This is a genomic window from Duganella hordei, from assembly GCF_040369125.1.
GTDB classification, from domain to species: Bacteria; Pseudomonadota; Gammaproteobacteria; order Burkholderiales; family Burkholderiaceae_D; genus Rugamonas; species Rugamonas hordei.
Window position 1 is genome coordinate 908680 of sequence record NZ_BPWI01000001.1, and the last position, 14882, is coordinate 923561.

Genomic DNA, 14882 nt, shown 5'->3' on the forward strand with positions numbered 1-14882 from the left:
AAGACATTACAGGAGCGGCATGTGGCCTTTTGTCTGGCTGTGCGGGCGGACTTGACTGGACTCGGACGTGTGGTGTTCCGTTCAAAAAAAAAATGCCGCCCGCGGCGGCATATAAAGGAGTGTTGGTCGACCAACGATTGCAGTCGCTGCCGTCGTCAAGCGAGCGCTTCGCGCAGGAAGGCGCCGGCCAGCTCGGTGAATGCCTCCGGCTGTTCGACGTTGCCCAGATGCGCCGCGCCTTTGAGCACGGCGAATCGCGCCTGCGGAATCGTCGCCGCGATCGCTGCGCCGGCCGATGGCGGCAGCGCGACATCGTGTTCTCCGGCGATCACCAGTGTCGGACAGCGAATTTTATGCAAATTGGCGCTGTGATCGAGCTGCTGTATGGCCTCGATCGCGGCGATATAACCTTCGCCGCTGGTTTCCCTGACCAGGCTTTCGATCCATCCGACCGTCAACGGCGCGTTGTCGACAAAGCCGGCGGTGAACCAGCGCGCGATGGTGGCGGGGGCCTCGGTGGCGAAGCCGTTTTTGCGGAACGCGGCTATGCGTCCATCCCATACCTCGCGCAGATGGGCCCCGGTGGCCGCTGCGCCGTGGGCCAGCACCAGGGCACGGGTGCGATCCGGATAGGCCAGGGCGAAAGCCTGCGCCACCATCGAACCGAGCGACAAGCCGACCAGCGCGGCAGCGTGGATGCCGAGCCGGTCCAGCTCGGAGGCGATCAGATGCGCATAGCCGGCCATGGTGGCGCCGCCGTCCAGTGCCGCGCTGGCGCCGTGGCCTGGCAGGTCGACCACCACCAGGCGCAAGTGGCGGCGCCAGACGGGCACCTGCATCGACCACAACCCGGACGACGTCGCCAGGGAATGGATCAGTACGACGGCGGGCGCGTCGTCCGGACCGGACACCTGGGTGTTGAGTTGGGTCATGCGTGCTCCGATTGGTCGATACGCCAGCGCACCAGGCCGATGCCGGTGAACCATGCCGGCATCGGCTTGTACAAGATGGTTTCCGCCGCCGCGCCGCCAGCGGCCCCTTGCGCGACCAGCCAGTTGCGGATTTCCTCGGCGCCGTTGCCCGCCTCATTGACGTGGTCGGTGGCGTAGGCGGTCAGCGCCGCTTCGTCGCCGCTGACCAGGTGGGCCAGGAACGCGCGGTCGAATACCTCGTTGACCATGCCCATGCGGGGAGTGGCCACATCATGGCTGATACCTCCGGTGGCAAGCAGCGCCACGCGCGCCGCGCCCTGGTAACTGCGCACCGCCTCGCCGATGGCCTTGCCGAGCTTGAGGCAGCGGCGCATCGGCGGCAGCGGCGGCTGCACGCAATTGACGAGCAGTGGCACGACCGGAATGCCGGCCGACAGCCCCGCCAGCACCAGCGGCACGATGGTGCCGTGGTCGAGGGTGAGGTTCATCGACAAGGCGGGGTCGAAATCGTTTTGCAGCATTTCGCCAATCAAGTGCGCGCCAAGCGCGGCGTCGCCTGGCAGCACCGACTTGTCCACTTTCAGCCAGTGCTCCACCGGCGTTGGATAGCCGTCGGCGGCGCCGATGCAGAACGCCGGCAGGTTATCGAGGAAGAAATTGTGCAGATGATCGTCGGAGACGATGATCACGACATCGGGACGCGCCGCCGCGATTTCGGCGCCGACCCGCTTGAACGCGGCGAAAATTTCCAATCGATCGGCCTCGCCTATCGCCCCCGGGAAGTTCACCATCGAGGGCACGTGGCTGACCGCGTGCACGCTAACCAGCTTAGCCATGATCGACCTCCGCCAAGGCGCGCAGCGACGACAGGAAAACCTCTTCGGGGATGCGCATCCCCAGGCAGTGCGCGCGCAACAAGTAAGGGCTGACGCCGTTCATATACATGGCGCCGATGTCGTCGTTGCTGATGGCGGCGCGCAGCGCCGGCTCGAGCGGCAATTCGGCCACGTACGACGCCGGGTCGCGCTTGTAGCGCTCGAGTTCCGCCGGCTTGTGGTGTATGTCGTACAGCACCTTGTTCATCCAGTACGCTTGCGGGGTCGGCATGTCCTGCCGCCAGTTCCGCGCGGTCACGACGCCGCTCCTTCGTTGACGCGCGCGACGAGCCAGTCGACGATCGTCGGCACCGTCAGCGGCGTGTGTCCCATATGGCCTCCCGGGAACAGGCGCACATGTTTGGGCGTGCCATGCTCGATGAGCAGGTAGACATCTTCGATCGGACATTGACGGTCTTCCTTGCCGTTCACCAGCAAGATCGGCGCGCTGGGCCGGTCGAGCAGTCCCTGGTCCAGCAGCGAGAGCCGGCGGAAACCCTCGATGTATTCGGCGTCATTGCCGGCGCCGAGCATGCGGCAGCGCGTTTCGACCAGCTCCATCAGGTAGCTGTCGGGGAAACGCGACGCTTCCACCCACGATGGCTGGAACATATGGTGGGCGCCGCCGCCCCAATTGACCGCGCCGGCGATCTGTTGAGGATGCGTATGCGCCAGCTTGGTCGCCCAGTAGCCACCGAACGAACGGCCCAGACAACCGACCTTGGCGGCATCGAGGTCGGGCTGGGCGGCGGCCCAGTCGAACACCGCCAGGAACTGGCGCTCCGCGTCTTGCACGCCACGAACGGGCGATTCGCCGGTGCCGGCGTTGTCCATGGCGATGGTGGCGATGCCGCGCGCGAGGAAGGCGTCGCTCGCGCCCGTCATCTGTTCCTTCCAGGCGTCGACGCCGCCCCACATCACCACCACGGGCGGCCGCGCCACATGCGGCGGGCGGCGATAGAGCGCCACGACCTCGGCGCCTTCGCCCGCGCGGCCGGCGAATGGAATGCGGACCTGCTCGACAGGGATGTCCCAGGCGCGCGCGGCCAGCAGGTAGGACTCGCGTTCCATCTCCGCGCAGCGCAGCTTGGCCGCGTGGTTGGGGCAGGGGAAGCGTCCCATGAAGTACAGGCCGCTGGCGCGCATGTACAGCGCCGACGCGGCGTCGATGCCGTCCGATTTTTCAACCGCCGCCGCTTGCTTGAGCGCCGCGTCGCCGGCGGCGCCCCAGACCGCCGCCCAGCTTGCCCCATCGAGCCCCGACAGGCTGTCGATCAGTGGCAGAGCCTCTTCCGGCGAGACCATGTTCATCGGATGGGCGCGCGCGGCCAGCTTCGTGCGCATCCATGCCTTGGTTTCTTCGAGCGTTTTCGGGCGGCCGCTGACGGCGCCGTTGGTGATTGCGGTATTCAAGATTCCTCCTGGGATTGAACGCGGCGCGGCGGACTGCCGGGCGCGTGGTGGTGCGGGAAATTGTAGGCGCTCGTCACCTCGGTGACATGGCCGCGCCTGCGCTGGTTGTTGACTTGGTGTGCAGGGACGCTGGCGGCTCAGGCGCCATACCAGGCGCGCGCCTCGGCCGCGCTCGCGAGCCGGCGCCCGGTGTGGCTTGCGATGGCGGCGACCACGCGCACCAGGTCCGCGTTGCCGGCGGCGACGCTGCCATCGGGAAGGGCGACGTTGTTTTCAAACCCCACGCGGACATTGCCTCCCAGCGCGATCGCCATGGCCATGCAGCGCGCCTCGGCGCCACCAAAGGCACACACCGTCCATGGCCAATCGGCGGGCCACTGCGCAAGGAAGGGCAGCAGGTCGCTCGGTTCGGACTGCTGGCCCGCGCTGTAGCGCCCGAGTACGAACAGGGTGTTCGGCCTGGCGTGCGGGATCACGCCACGGCGCACCAGATCCTGTAATTGAACCGCCTCCTGCGGCGTGTAGACGATGTATTGCAGCGCCACCCCCTCGCGCAGGGCCCATTGGAACAAGTCGCCGCTGGCTTGTTCATGGCCGCTGTCCGGAATGAATTCGCGCAGCGCGACGGAGGCGGCCTGCGGGCGCAGTTCACGCAGCAAGGCGCGCTGCTGGTCCGGCTGGTAGATGCCGACGGCCTCGGTGGTCACCTGCACCAGCAGACGCTCGCCGAGGGCCGCCTCCAGCGCCCGCAAGGTTTCCCGGTAGCGGTTGGCGTCGAGGCTGTGGCCGCCCCGTTCGTCGCGCACATGCAAGTGCAACACGGTGGCGCCGGCCTCGACGCAGGCCTGCGCCGCGCGCACGATTTCTTCGCTGTCGAGCGGCAGCGCGGGGTGGTCGGCGTGGGTTTTTCGCGCGCCGTTGGGCGCCACGCAAATGGTCAACGGCGCCATGCGGGCGCCGTGGGAGGAAGTGCGAAGGTCGGTTGTCATGGTTGGCCATGCCGCCTAGCCGGCGGCGGATCAGGGGTACGCGGGATTGCTATCGGCTAGCATGCGCACCACCATGACCCTGGTCAACGGAAAACTGCCCGAACGCCGGTCCGGTCAACTCGGCCTTCAGAACCGGTCAAAACACTGACCGGCCTCGGCCAATTGCGCCTGCTTGCGAAAGTCGCGCGGCGAGACCGCGTAGCGGTCGCGGAACGCCCTGCTGAAATGGGCCACGTCGCTAAAGCCCCAGCTGTAGGCGATTTCGCCGATGGTGCGTTTCCTCAGCGCTGCGGCCGCCAGTTCGCGCCGGCAGTTCTCCAGACGCTTGTTCCACACGCTTTTCATCAGCGTGACCGCTTCGTCGTCAAAAAGCTGGTACAGATACCGTGCCGACAAATTGGTGGCGGTGGCGATCATGTTGACGTCCAGGCCGGGATCGCTCAGGTGGTCCTGGATGTATTGGCCGACCCGGTCGCGGTGGAATTGTTTGAGGCGCGACTGCGCCATCGTGTCCGAACGGTCGAGCGCGGTCAATGCCGTGGCAAGCACGCTGGGGATCATGTCGGCGATGCGGTCGGCGGTGTCGTCGGTCAGTCGTGGCACCATGTTGAACAGCTCGTCGATCACGGCGCGATACATCGCGCCGGGGCCGTCGCTCCCGCTCACCGTCAACGCCGTCAGGTCGTCGATGTGCGGCACCAGTTGCCGCACACGGTCGCGTGGCAAATAGACGGAGTGGGTGCGGATCTCGCCTGTTTCGATATGGAACGGCCGCGTCGGGTCCAGCACGAAAATGTCGCCCGCGTTGACCCGGCTTTCCCGGCCGTCCTGCGCGACCGTCGCCACGCCTTCCTTTTGCAGCGTCACCAACAAGCGGGGGGTTTGCTGCGGCGGCTTGCGGACGAACGAGGTCGAATGCGGGGAAAAGCGGATCGCGGCGAAGTGCAGCCGCGCGCTGCTGTAGGCGAGCATGTTCGTATGCAGCGGCTGCTGATTGCTCGTTTGCACGGCCAGGTCCATGGAAAACAGGCTATCCATTTTCTCCTGGAACATGCGCGCGCGCCTGTCGTGTGGCGTTCCGTCGGTACAGAACGTTTCGGTTTCGATCATGTCTCCTCCCGGTTGTCCGAGTGCTTTTTCTACGCCCGGGTAGGCCCGGACTCGACCGATTATGCAATAGTCCTTGCCTCGCTTGCAATAGACGATTGACCCGGGCGGTCAAATTCCGGCACAGGTTGAGACAAGCCCGCTTGTCGCGCTCCAGTAAGGTGTCTCCATACGGCGGCGCGGTGCCGCAGTTATTTACCCTGACGAAAAAATGTTCAATAAACAAGCAATATTAGTGGTTGGCGGAGGCATAGCCGGCATGTCCGCCGCCATTGCGTTCCGTTCGGCGGGCGCCGAGGTGGAGTTGATTGATCTCGATCCCGAGTGGCGCGTGTACGGCGCCGGCATCACCATCACCGGGCCGACGCTGAGGGCCTTCAAGTCGCTGGGCATACTCGACGAGGTGGTCGCGCGCGGCTACACGGCCGAGGGTCTCAATGTCTGCGACGTCGATGGCGTCGTCAGGCATCAGGTCGCCACGCCCCGGCTCGATGATGGCGCGGTGCCCGGCGCCGGCGGCATCCTGCGCCCGGCGCTGCACCAGATCCTGTCGGCACGTACCCTCGCCTTGGGGGTGAAAGTGACATTGGGCGTCACGCTCGAAGCGATCGAGCACACCGACGGCGCCGCCGAGGTGCGCTTTTCAGATGGCAGGACCGGTTCCTATGCGCTGGTGGTCGGGGCCGACGGCCTGTTCTCCCGGGTGCGGGAGTTGATCTTCCCGCAGGCGCCCCGGCCGCGTTTTACCGGCCAGGCGTGTTGGCGCCTTATGATGGAGCGGCCGCCCGAGATCGACCGGCGCCACTTTTATCTGGGCGGACCGGTAAAAATCGGCCTGAACCCCGTCTCTCCCGAGGAGATGTATATGTTCCTGCTTCACCCTTCCGAGCAAAAGCTGCGCTTCGACGAGGGCGAGCTGCACGTCCATCTGGCCCGGCTGATGGACGGCTACGGCGGTATCCTGGCGCGGATACGCGCTGGCCTGACGGAACGCTCGAGGATTGTTTACCGGCCGCTGGAAGGCATTTTGGTGCCGCGTCCGTGGTATCGCGGCCGCGCGGTCCTGATCGGCGACGCCGCCCACGCGACCACGCCGCAACTGGCCTCGGGCGCCGGACTGGCGGTCGAAGACGCGCTGGTGCTGCAGTGGGAGTGCTGCGCGGCGGGCGACATCGGCGTCGGCCTGGAGCGTTTCATGGAGCGCCGGTTCGAGCGCTGCCGGATGGTGGTGGAAAATTCGCTGGAGCTCGGACGACTCGAGGTGGCCCGCGCCCCGGTGGCCGTGCATACGGCGTTGCTCGAGCAATCCCTGGCGGCGTTGAACCTGGCGATCTAGGCCGGCGGAACCACAATAAAAAAACAGAATCGGAGACATCGTATGGCAGTCAAGTCGGTCGTAGACAGTCGGGCGCGGGACGAGGACAGGGCGGCCTACCCGGGCTGGCTGGTGGCGGTGGCGTCGATGGTGGCGCTGATATTCGGGCCCAGCACCATCGCGGTGTTGAGCTTTGGATTGTTCATCCGTCCGCTGGAGCAGGAGTTCGGCTGGAGCCGGACCGAGATCGCCCTGGCCAGCACCTTTATTTCCTACACCATCATGCTCATTTCGCCGCTGCACGGCTATCTGACGGACCGCTTCGGGCCGCGCAAGGTGATCCTGCCATGCATACCGCTGTTCGGGCTGGGCTTGGCGATGCTGTATTTCCTGCCGCCGGTGCATGCGATTTACTATGCGGCGTGGATATTGCTGCCCATCCTCGGCATCGGACTGTTCCCGCTGTCCTACCTGCAGACCGTGAGCACCTGGTTCAATGGCAGGCTGGGCCTGGCGCTGGGCGTCGCCAACGCGGGCATCGGCATCGGCGGCATGCTGCTGCCGTTGCTGATCGGTTTCCTGATCAACGCCTACGGCTGGCGCCTCAGCTTTGCCGTACTGGGTGCGATTACCGTGCTGACAAGCTTGCCGGTCGCCTGGCTCTTCATCCGCGAGCGCGAACGTGGCGCCGGCAGGCAGACGCGCGCCGCCGCGCCCGAAGGGCACGCCTTTGGCGTCGCGGCGCGCACGTCGAAGTTCCGCTTGTTGGCGCTGGCGTTCCTGATCCTGGGATTCATCAATACGGCGCTGGTGGTGCACCAGGTGCCTTTGCTTGCCGATGCCGGCGTGCCGATGTCGAAGACGATCGTCGTGCAATCGGTCTATGGCATGTTCGTGCTGGTGGGCCGCTTGATCACCGGCTTTCTGATCGACCTGTTCGCACCGGCGCTGGTCATGATGGTTTTCGTGCTGGGGGCGGCGGTCGCCTGCGCGTTGTACGCGATCGGCGTCAACAACGACCTCGTGTTCGTCGCGGCGGCGTTGTTCGGCCTGGTGTTCGGGGCCGAGTTCGATGTGTTGAGCTATCTGCTCAAGTCCTTCTTCGGGATGAAGTCGTTCGGCAGGCTGTACGGTGTGATTTTCGCGCTGTTCCAATTCGGCGCCGGCTGCGGCGCCGCGTTCCTGCCGCTGAGCCGGGCCTACACGGGCACCTACGCGGCGGGCTTGTGGGTTTTCTGCGCGCTGACGATGCTGTGCGCGGCTTGCCTGTATGGCCTTCATAGAAGCGCCGGCGCCAACGGCGGGGAAGTCAGGGGCGCGGCGCCGGCATAGCCGTCGGCGTCGATCCGCGTATGAATAAACAGGAGATGACATGCTTTTCGAATTGAAGGTCAACGGTACGGCCCATCGGATCGATGTGGACGAAGACACCCCTTTGCTCTACGTCCTGAACGGCGAACTGGGACTGAAGGGGCCACGCTTCGGATGCGGCCTGGCACAGTGTGGTTCGTGCTCGGTGCTGGTGGACGGCGTCGAGATACGTTCTTGCGTTGCGCCCGCTTCGGCGCTGGCGGGAACCGAGATCACCACGCTTGAGGGGCTGCCAAGGTTTTACGCCCTGCAGAAGGGCCTCAAGCGGATCCCCGAATTGCACCCGATGCAGCAAGCCGTCATTGACGAGCAAGCCCTGCAGTGCGGTTATTGTTACAACGGCATGGTCGTGAAAGGCGCCGAATTGCTGGCGTCCAATGCCCAGCCGACCGAAGCCCAGATACGCTCTGCCATGGCCGGCCATATCTGCCGCTGCGGCACCTACAGCCGCATCACCAAGGCGGTACGGCGCGCCGCCCTGGCAATTGTTAGAGAGGGGAGCGCGACATGATGCCCTTAAACCACGGGCGACGCCTGGTGCTCAAGGGCGGTGCGCTGACCGTCGGCTTTAGCCTGTTCGGCGGCACCGCGTCGGCCGTCAGCCCGGGGCCGTTTCCCGGCTATGTGACGGGTCCGGTCCCGGACCTCAAGCGCCTCGATAGCTGGATCGTCATCCACGCCGATAACTCCGCCAGTTTGCTGACCGGCCGCTCGGAATTGGGGCAGGGCGGCGTGCTGGGCTTGCTGCAGATCGCCGCCGAGGAACTGGATTTGTCGATGCGCCAGATCCGCTCGGGCCCGGCGCGCACCGGCGAAGCGCCTGAGACCGGTGAGACGGACGCGAGCTCGAGCATCGAAATGGCCGGCAAACTCGTTCGCCAGGCCGCCGCCGAGGCGCGTTCCGTCCTGTTGGATTTGGCGGCCGCGAGGCTGGGCGTTCCGCTCCAGGAATTGCGCGTGGTCGACGGTGTGGTGCATGCGCCGGCGGGCGCCGCATCGGTGACCTACGGCGAGTTGATCGGCGAACGCCGCCTGGACGCGCGGATAAGCGGCAAGGCCCAGGCCAAGCCGGTGTCGGCCTACCGCATTGTCGGCCAGTCCGTGCCGCGCCTGCACACGAGGGAAAAAATAACCGGCCAGTTCACCTATGCGCAGGGCGTGACGCTGCCGGGAATGTTGCATGGCCGGGTAGTCAGGCCGCGCGGTCAGGGCGTGTACGGCCAGGTCGCGCCCGTCCTTTCCATCGACGCGGAGTCGATCAGCGACATCCCGGGCGTGCGCATTGTGCGGAAAGGGAACTTCATCGGGGTGGTGGCGGACAAAGAGTGGCATGCGGTCAAGGCCGCCGCGCAGCTGAAGGTGAGCTGGGGAAGCGCCGGCAAGTTGCCCGGCAACGCCAAACTGTACCAGGCGATGCGGGCCGCCAAGACCACCGATTCCGTTATTCTGACCACCGGCGAGCTTGGACCCGCGTTCGACCAGGCCGCCTGCGTCGTCGCGGCGACCTACCACGCGCCGTATCAGGCGCATGCGCCGTTCGCGCCCAACTGCGCGGTCGCCGACGTGCGCCCGGACCGCGCCGCCGTCAGCTGCGCCACGCAGGGGATCTATGTCACGCGGATGGAGGTGGCCAAGGTGATCGGCATGTCGCCGGAGCAGGTCACGGTCACCCATGTCGAGGGATCGGGTACGTACGGGCCGAGCTGTTACCACGATGTGGCGCAGGCGGCCGCGATCATGTCGCAGGAGGCGGGGCAGCCGGTGCGCGTGCAATTCATGCGGTGGGATGAGTTTGGCTGGGATAATTACGGGCCGGCGCACCTGGCCGACGTGAAGATCGCAGCCGATCGCCACGGCAAGTTATTGGCCTACCAATACGATGGCTGGCAGCACGGTTGGATCGGCAGCGAAATGTCCGACGAGCTGGCGCTTGGCACCAGGGCGCCGTACGCGCCGTCGGGTCCCGCGCGCGTGGTCAACAAGGCCAACGCCGGCGCCATGTATGACATTCCGAACGTGCGCCTGAACAATCACCACATCTCGGCCTCCGACGGCTTCCTGCGCGGAAACCCGTTGCGCTCGCCCGTCGACCTGGCGATTTCCTTCGCGTCGGAACAAACCATCGATGAAGTGGCGCACCGCCTGGGGATCGACCCGGCCGTGTTCAGGCGCGTCAACATCAAGGACCCGCGCTGGCGCGGTGTGCTGGAGGCCGTCGTCAAGGCGTCCAGATGGGAGGGCGGCGTAGGCAAGGGGCGCAAGCGCAAACATGGTCTGGCGCGCGGTCGCGGCATCGCGCTGGGCACCCATTTCGTCTCGTACGGCGCCGCCGTCGCGGACGTCGAGGTCGATCTGCAAACCGGCGTGATTCGGATAGTGCATGTGTGGGGGGCGCTCGATGCGGGGCTGGTGGTCAACCCGGGGCTGGTGGAGGCCCAGATCGTCGGCATGCTGACGCAGGCGAGCAGCCGCATGCTCAAGGAGGAAGTGACTTTTTCGGAACTGGCCGTCACCAGCCTCGACTGGAACAGCTATCCGGTGCTCCGCTTCGACGAGCATCCGGGCATCACGCCGATTGTCGTGCAGCGGACCGACCAGCCCTCGACCGGCGCGGGCGAGGAGGCGATGGGGGCCGCCGCCGGTGCGATAGCCAATGCCGTGTTCGACGCGATCGGCGTGCGGCTCAGACAGTTTCCGATGACACCCGAACGCGTCAAGGCGGCGGTGGGCGGGAAGCGCATCGCTTAACAGGACAATGGACAGATATCTCTCCATCGAAGCCTTCGTCAGCATAGCGGAAACCCGAAGCTTTGCCGAGACCGCCCGCCGCATGCGCCTGTCCAAATCCGTTATCACGACCCGCATTCGGCAGCTCGAGGAGTTGGTCGGCACCCCGCTATTTCATCGCAACACCCGCAGCGTCCAGCTATCGGAGGCGGGGCTGGCGTTCGTGCGCCAGTGTGCCGATCTGGTCCACCGCACCGATCAGCTGGTCGATCAGATGCGCGGCCAGCAAGGCGCGGTGGCGGGGCGCTTGCGCATCCATGCGTTGCCGGGTTTCGTACTGGGGCGCATGGGCGCGTATTTGCGCGAGTTCCAGGCGCAGTATCCCGCCATTGCGCTCGATCTGGTCGTCAACGACGCCGTCGTCGATCCGGTCAAGGCCGGCGTCGATTGCGCGCTGCAGATCTTCGAGCCCAGTTCGGACGAGCTGATCGGCAGGGAAGTGTTCCGCGTGCGCCGCGTGTTTTGCGCCTCGCCCGATTATCTTCGGCGCCACCCGGCGCCGCGCAATCCGCGCCAGCTGTACGAACATACGCTCGGCCTGTATTCCGGCTACCCAACCCGCGACCGATGGATATTCGACAGCCCCGGGGAACAAATCGCGCTCGACCTCAAGCCGGCCTTGCGCTCGAACAGCGTGCACCTTTTGAAGGAGTACGGGTGCGAACACGCCGGCATCGTCTGCCTGCCGACGCTGGTGGCCGCCGACGCCATCCTGGCCGGCCAATTGCGGATCGTGTTGGCGGATTGGACCCTATCCTCGTTTCCGTTTTCAGTGGTGTATGCGCGTGCGCTCCGGGGCGATGTCAAGTTGCGCCTGTTCGTCGATAGCCTCTTGGGCAACTTCTCCGGCGAGCCGCCGTGGGATAGGGCGTTGGCCGAGCGCGGCCTGCTGCCGCCCGCGCCCGTGCGTTGAACCGGCGGCGGCGCCGCGCGCGGCAGGGCTCCTCCATTGTTCGAAAATCCCGAACGCTCCGGTTGTCGCCCAAGGGCTACCGGCGCGCGCCGGCGCCCCCTACACTGCAACGCGGAACGAAGAATTCCGATCGATTTCAAGCCAAACGGAGACAAGACATGACGCAGTACACCACCAAATTCGGTTCCCTGGAAAGCTATGAGAAAGGTGGCGTCCAGGTGATCAACGACAACGCCAAGAACTATGCGTTTTCCAACTGTTTCGAGATCGCGGCGACGTCGCCCCCTTATCAAAAGGTCGTTTTCGGCATCAACCAGATCTACGTGCTGGAAACCATTCGTGCTGAGGGCAGCTCTCCATGGTACACCTGTGCCCACGACGAATTCGTGCTGTGCATGGACAAGGAGGTCGATGTGGCGCTGGTCAAGCTCGATCCCGCCGTCCAAGTGACCGACCGGGACAAGAACGGCGCCGTGCTGGTCGACGGCGAGCCACAGGGCAAACCCATGGGCTGGATGCGCCTGCGTCGCGGGCACCAGGCGCTGTTGCCGGCCAATACAGCCTACCGTTTCAGCGCCACGGCGCCCGCCGTGCTGGTCCTGCAAACCTGCCTGGGCGACCTGTCGGTCGAAAAATGGGCGGACATCTGCCAGCCAGCCTAAGCACGCAACCGAAGGAGACAATGATATGAACGCCCCCACCCAATTCGACGTGCTGGCCTCGGCCGCACACCCCGTCCACGGCTACCAGGCCTTCACGCTGGGCGATTTCTCGTTCGAACGCGACGAGTATTTCGTACACATCCGCTGGACCACGGCCCGCGGCAAGCCACTGTCGCACAGCATGGACGCCGGTAACTTCCTGCGCGCGCTGATGCGCGACGTCGGCTGGGGCTTTTTCTATGGTTGGGTCAATTTCGACAGCGTGTTCGGCACCACCAACCATTACGACACGGTCGACGTGTTCGCGGGCAGCTACAACGCCAGCTACAAGGCGGCCGGCGCCGACCTGCTGCAGAACTTTCCCTCCGAACAGGTGCGCCTGACCTTCGTCGCGATCCTGGAAAACTGGACCAACGCCTGCTTCGACCCCTATGCCGCGCCGCTGGAGACGGGCAGCGCGTATGGCCGCAAGAACGGCACCAACCTGGCCGCGGTGCGCCGCGTGCGGCAACTGGCCGAACGCTGCGTCGGCCTGCGCGACGACCTGGCCATGCGCACCGACGCCGGCGGCTATCCCGTCAACCGCGCCTTCGCCGACGTGCCGCAGGACGTGCCGGAACTCCATCCGGAGCCGGGCTTCGAGGACGAGGTGCACGCCTTCAACCTGTTCGCCTACCTGTCGCGATCGGACGTGGTGTGGAATCCATCATTCACCTCGGTGGTCAAGCACAGCTTCATGTGTCCGACCACGGAAGAGCACATTCTGCCCATCATCCATGGCAATGACCGCGTCGAGTGGTTTTTCCAGATGTGCGACGAGATCACCTGGGACTGCGGCGACAAGCTCACCGCGGAACCGCGCGCCCGCGTCGTCATGAAAGCGGGCGACATGGCCGCCATGCCGGCCGACTGCCGCCACCAGGGTTATTCCCCCAAGCGCTCGATGCTGCTGGTGTGGGAAAACGGCTCGCCGAAGGTGGTGCATGACATCCTGGCCGGGAAATCGCCGGTTTATCCGGTGACCTTCTAAGTCCTCCAGCGGAATACCTATGCAAACCAAATTATTCATCGATGGCCGCTTTACCGACGCCGAAGACGGCGCCACGCTGGCCAGCCTGAACCCGCACGACAACTCGGTGATCGCCGATGTCGCCATGGCCGCCAAGGCCGACATCGACAAGGCGGTGGCCGCCGCCGCCCGTGCCTTCCCGGCATGGGCGCGGCGCTCCGCGATGGAGCGGGGGCGCTTGCTGCTCAAGCTGGCCGACGCCATCGAAGCGAACGCCGACGAGTTGGCGCGGCTCGAATCGCTCGACACCGGCCATCCGCTGCGCGACACGCGTGGGCTGGACGTGCCGCGCACCGCCGCCACCTTCCGCTATTTCGGCGGCATGGCCGACAAGGTGGAGGGCAGCGTGATTCCGGTGGAGGCCGGTTTCCTCAACTATGTGCTGCGCGAACCGCTCGGTGTGGTGGCCCAGGTGGTGCCGTGGAATTTTCCTTTGATGTTCACCAGCTGGAAGATGGGGCCGGCGCTGGCGGCCGGCAATTGCGTGGTGATGAAGCCGGCCGAGCTGACCCCGCTGTCGACCCTGCGCATCGCCGAGTTGATGGCCGAGGTGGGCTTCCCGCCCGGCGTGGTCAACATCGTGCCCGGCCTCGGCCATGTGGCCGGGCAATACCTGGCCGAACACGAGGGCGTGGCCAAGATCGCCTTCACCGGTTCGACCCAGACGGGACGGCGCATCGTCCAGGCCTCGGCCGGCAACCTCAAGAAGATCCAGCTGGAACTGGGCGGCAAGGGCGCCAACGTCGTGTTCGGCGACGCCAATGTCGACGCCGCCGTCAACGGCGCCGCGTTCGCCATTTTCCACAACCAGGGCCAGGCCTGCATCGCCGGTTCGCGCCTGGTGCTGCACGCGGGCATCGCCGATGAGTTCCTCGAGAAGTTCACCCGCCTGGCCGCGTCCATCAAGCTGGGCGATCCGCTCGACCCGGCCACGGAGATGGGACCGCTGACCTCGCAGCAGCACCGCGACCGCGTGTTGTCGTATTGCGAAGTGGCGCGCGGGGAGGGCGGCGCGGTGCTGCTCGGCGGCCGGGCGCCTTCGGACCCGGCGCTGGCGGCCGGTTGCTATGTCGAGCCGACCATCGTGCGCGCCGGCCCGCAGGACCGGGTCTGCCAGGAGGAGGTGTTCGGTCCCTTCGTCACCGTCAACACCTTCGAGACCGACGCGCAGGCGCTGGCGATCGCCAACGGCACCGAGTACGGCCTGGGAGCGGGCTTGTGGACCCGCGATCTGCAGCGCGCCCATCGGATGGCGCGGGAGATGGTGTCCGGCATGGTATGGATCAACTGCTACAAGCGGGTCAGCCCCGGCTCGCCGTTCGGCGGCGTCGGCCAGTCCGGCTACGGGCGCGAGATGGGCTTCGAGGTGATGCGCGAGTACACGCAGCCCAAATCCGTCTGGGTCAACGTCGATGCCGACGTCGCTCCCCATTATCCGCGCTGAGGGTA

The 14882-nt window shown here is 65.8% G+C and carries 14 protein-coding genes; 8 read left to right on the forward strand and 6 right to left on the reverse strand.

Translation table 11 applies throughout. The annotated features are described in order from the left end of the window. Positions 1–155: 155 nt before the first annotated feature. From ABWW33_RS03780 to ABWW33_RS03805, 6 genes are all read right to left on the reverse strand, one after another. Complete coding sequence (locus tag ABWW33_RS03780) at positions 156–932, reverse strand: alpha/beta fold hydrolase (RefSeq protein WP_353399040.1); 777 nt, start codon at positions 930–932, stop codon at positions 156–158. Beyond that, entirely contained in the window at positions 929–1768 is an 840-nt protein-coding gene (locus ABWW33_RS03785) for a DODA-type extradiol aromatic ring-opening family dioxygenase (protein WP_353399042.1), read from the reverse strand. Before ABWW33_RS03785 ends, ABWW33_RS03780 begins: the two co-directional genes overlap by 4 nt. Then, positions 1761–2066, reverse strand: coding sequence for a subunit of meta cleavage enzyme (locus ABWW33_RS03790; protein ID WP_353399045.1), 306 nt, complete (start codon positions 2064–2066; stop codon positions 1761–1763). The genes ABWW33_RS03785 and ABWW33_RS03790 overlap by 8 nt, the downstream gene beginning before the upstream one ends. Then, the gene (locus ABWW33_RS03795) at positions 2063–3220 is read right to left on the reverse strand and encodes an alpha/beta hydrolase family protein (protein WP_353399048.1); all 1158 of its coding nucleotides are present in this window, start codon (positions 3218–3220) and stop codon (positions 2063–2065) included. The genes ABWW33_RS03790 and ABWW33_RS03795 overlap by 4 nt, the downstream gene beginning before the upstream one ends. 137 nt (positions 3221–3357) lie before the next feature. Continuing rightward, positions 3358–4209 carry a beta-keto acid cleavage family enzyme gene (locus ABWW33_RS03800; protein WP_353399050.1) on the reverse strand — a complete coding sequence of 284 codons (852 nt, stop codon included), beginning with the start codon at positions 4207–4209 and terminating at the stop codon, positions 3358–3360. A gap of 126 nt (positions 4210–4335) precedes the next feature. After that, complete coding sequence (locus ABWW33_RS03805; RefSeq protein ID WP_353399053.1) at positions 4336–5319, reverse strand: helix-turn-helix domain-containing protein; 984 nt, start codon at positions 5317–5319, stop codon at positions 4336–4338. A gap of 208 nt (positions 5320–5527) precedes the next feature. Here ABWW33_RS03805 and ABWW33_RS03810 point away from each other — a divergent pair, with 208 nt between their 5' ends. The 8 genes from ABWW33_RS03810 to ABWW33_RS03845 all read left to right on the forward strand — a co-directional run bounded on the left by ABWW33_RS03810 (position 5528) and on the right by ABWW33_RS03845 (position 14877). After that, positions 5528–6652, forward strand: coding sequence for an FAD-dependent oxidoreductase (locus ABWW33_RS03810; RefSeq protein WP_353399056.1), 1125 nt, complete (start codon positions 5528–5530; stop codon positions 6650–6652). 42 nt (positions 6653–6694) lie between these two features. Further along, a complete protein-coding gene (locus tag ABWW33_RS03815; RefSeq protein WP_353399059.1) occupies positions 6695–7963 on the forward strand; it encodes an MFS transporter in 1269 nt (422 codons plus the stop codon). A 40-nt stretch (positions 7964–8003) separates the two neighbouring features. Further along, entirely contained in the window at positions 8004–8513 is a 510-nt protein-coding gene (locus ABWW33_RS03820; protein WP_353399061.1) for a (2Fe-2S)-binding protein, read from the forward strand. Next, on the forward strand, positions 8510–10750 hold the full coding sequence (locus ABWW33_RS03825) for a xanthine dehydrogenase family protein molybdopterin-binding subunit (RefSeq protein ID WP_353399064.1): 2241 nt from the start codon (positions 8510–8512) through the stop codon (positions 10748–10750). Before ABWW33_RS03820 ends, ABWW33_RS03825 begins: the two co-directional genes overlap by 4 nt. A gap of 7 nt (positions 10751–10757) precedes the next feature. Continuing rightward, complete coding sequence (locus tag ABWW33_RS03830; protein ID WP_353399067.1) at positions 10758–11702, forward strand: LysR family transcriptional regulator; 945 nt, start codon at positions 10758–10760, stop codon at positions 11700–11702. Positions 11703–11860: 158 nt separating this feature from the next. Further along, complete coding sequence (locus tag ABWW33_RS03835) at positions 11861–12364, forward strand: cupin domain-containing protein (RefSeq protein WP_353399070.1); 504 nt, start codon at positions 11861–11863, stop codon at positions 12362–12364. A gap of 25 nt (positions 12365–12389) precedes the next feature. Then, positions 12390–13394, forward strand: a complete 1005-nt coding sequence (locus tag ABWW33_RS03840; protein ID WP_353399073.1) for a hydroxyquinol 1,2-dioxygenase — start codon at positions 12390–12392, stop codon at positions 13392–13394. A 19-nt stretch (positions 13395–13413) separates the two neighbouring features. After that, the gene (locus tag ABWW33_RS03845; RefSeq protein ID WP_353399076.1) at positions 13414–14877 is read left to right on the forward strand and encodes an aldehyde dehydrogenase family protein; all 1464 of its coding nucleotides are present in this window, start codon (positions 13414–13416) and stop codon (positions 14875–14877) included. Positions 14878–14882 lie beyond the last annotated feature (5 nt).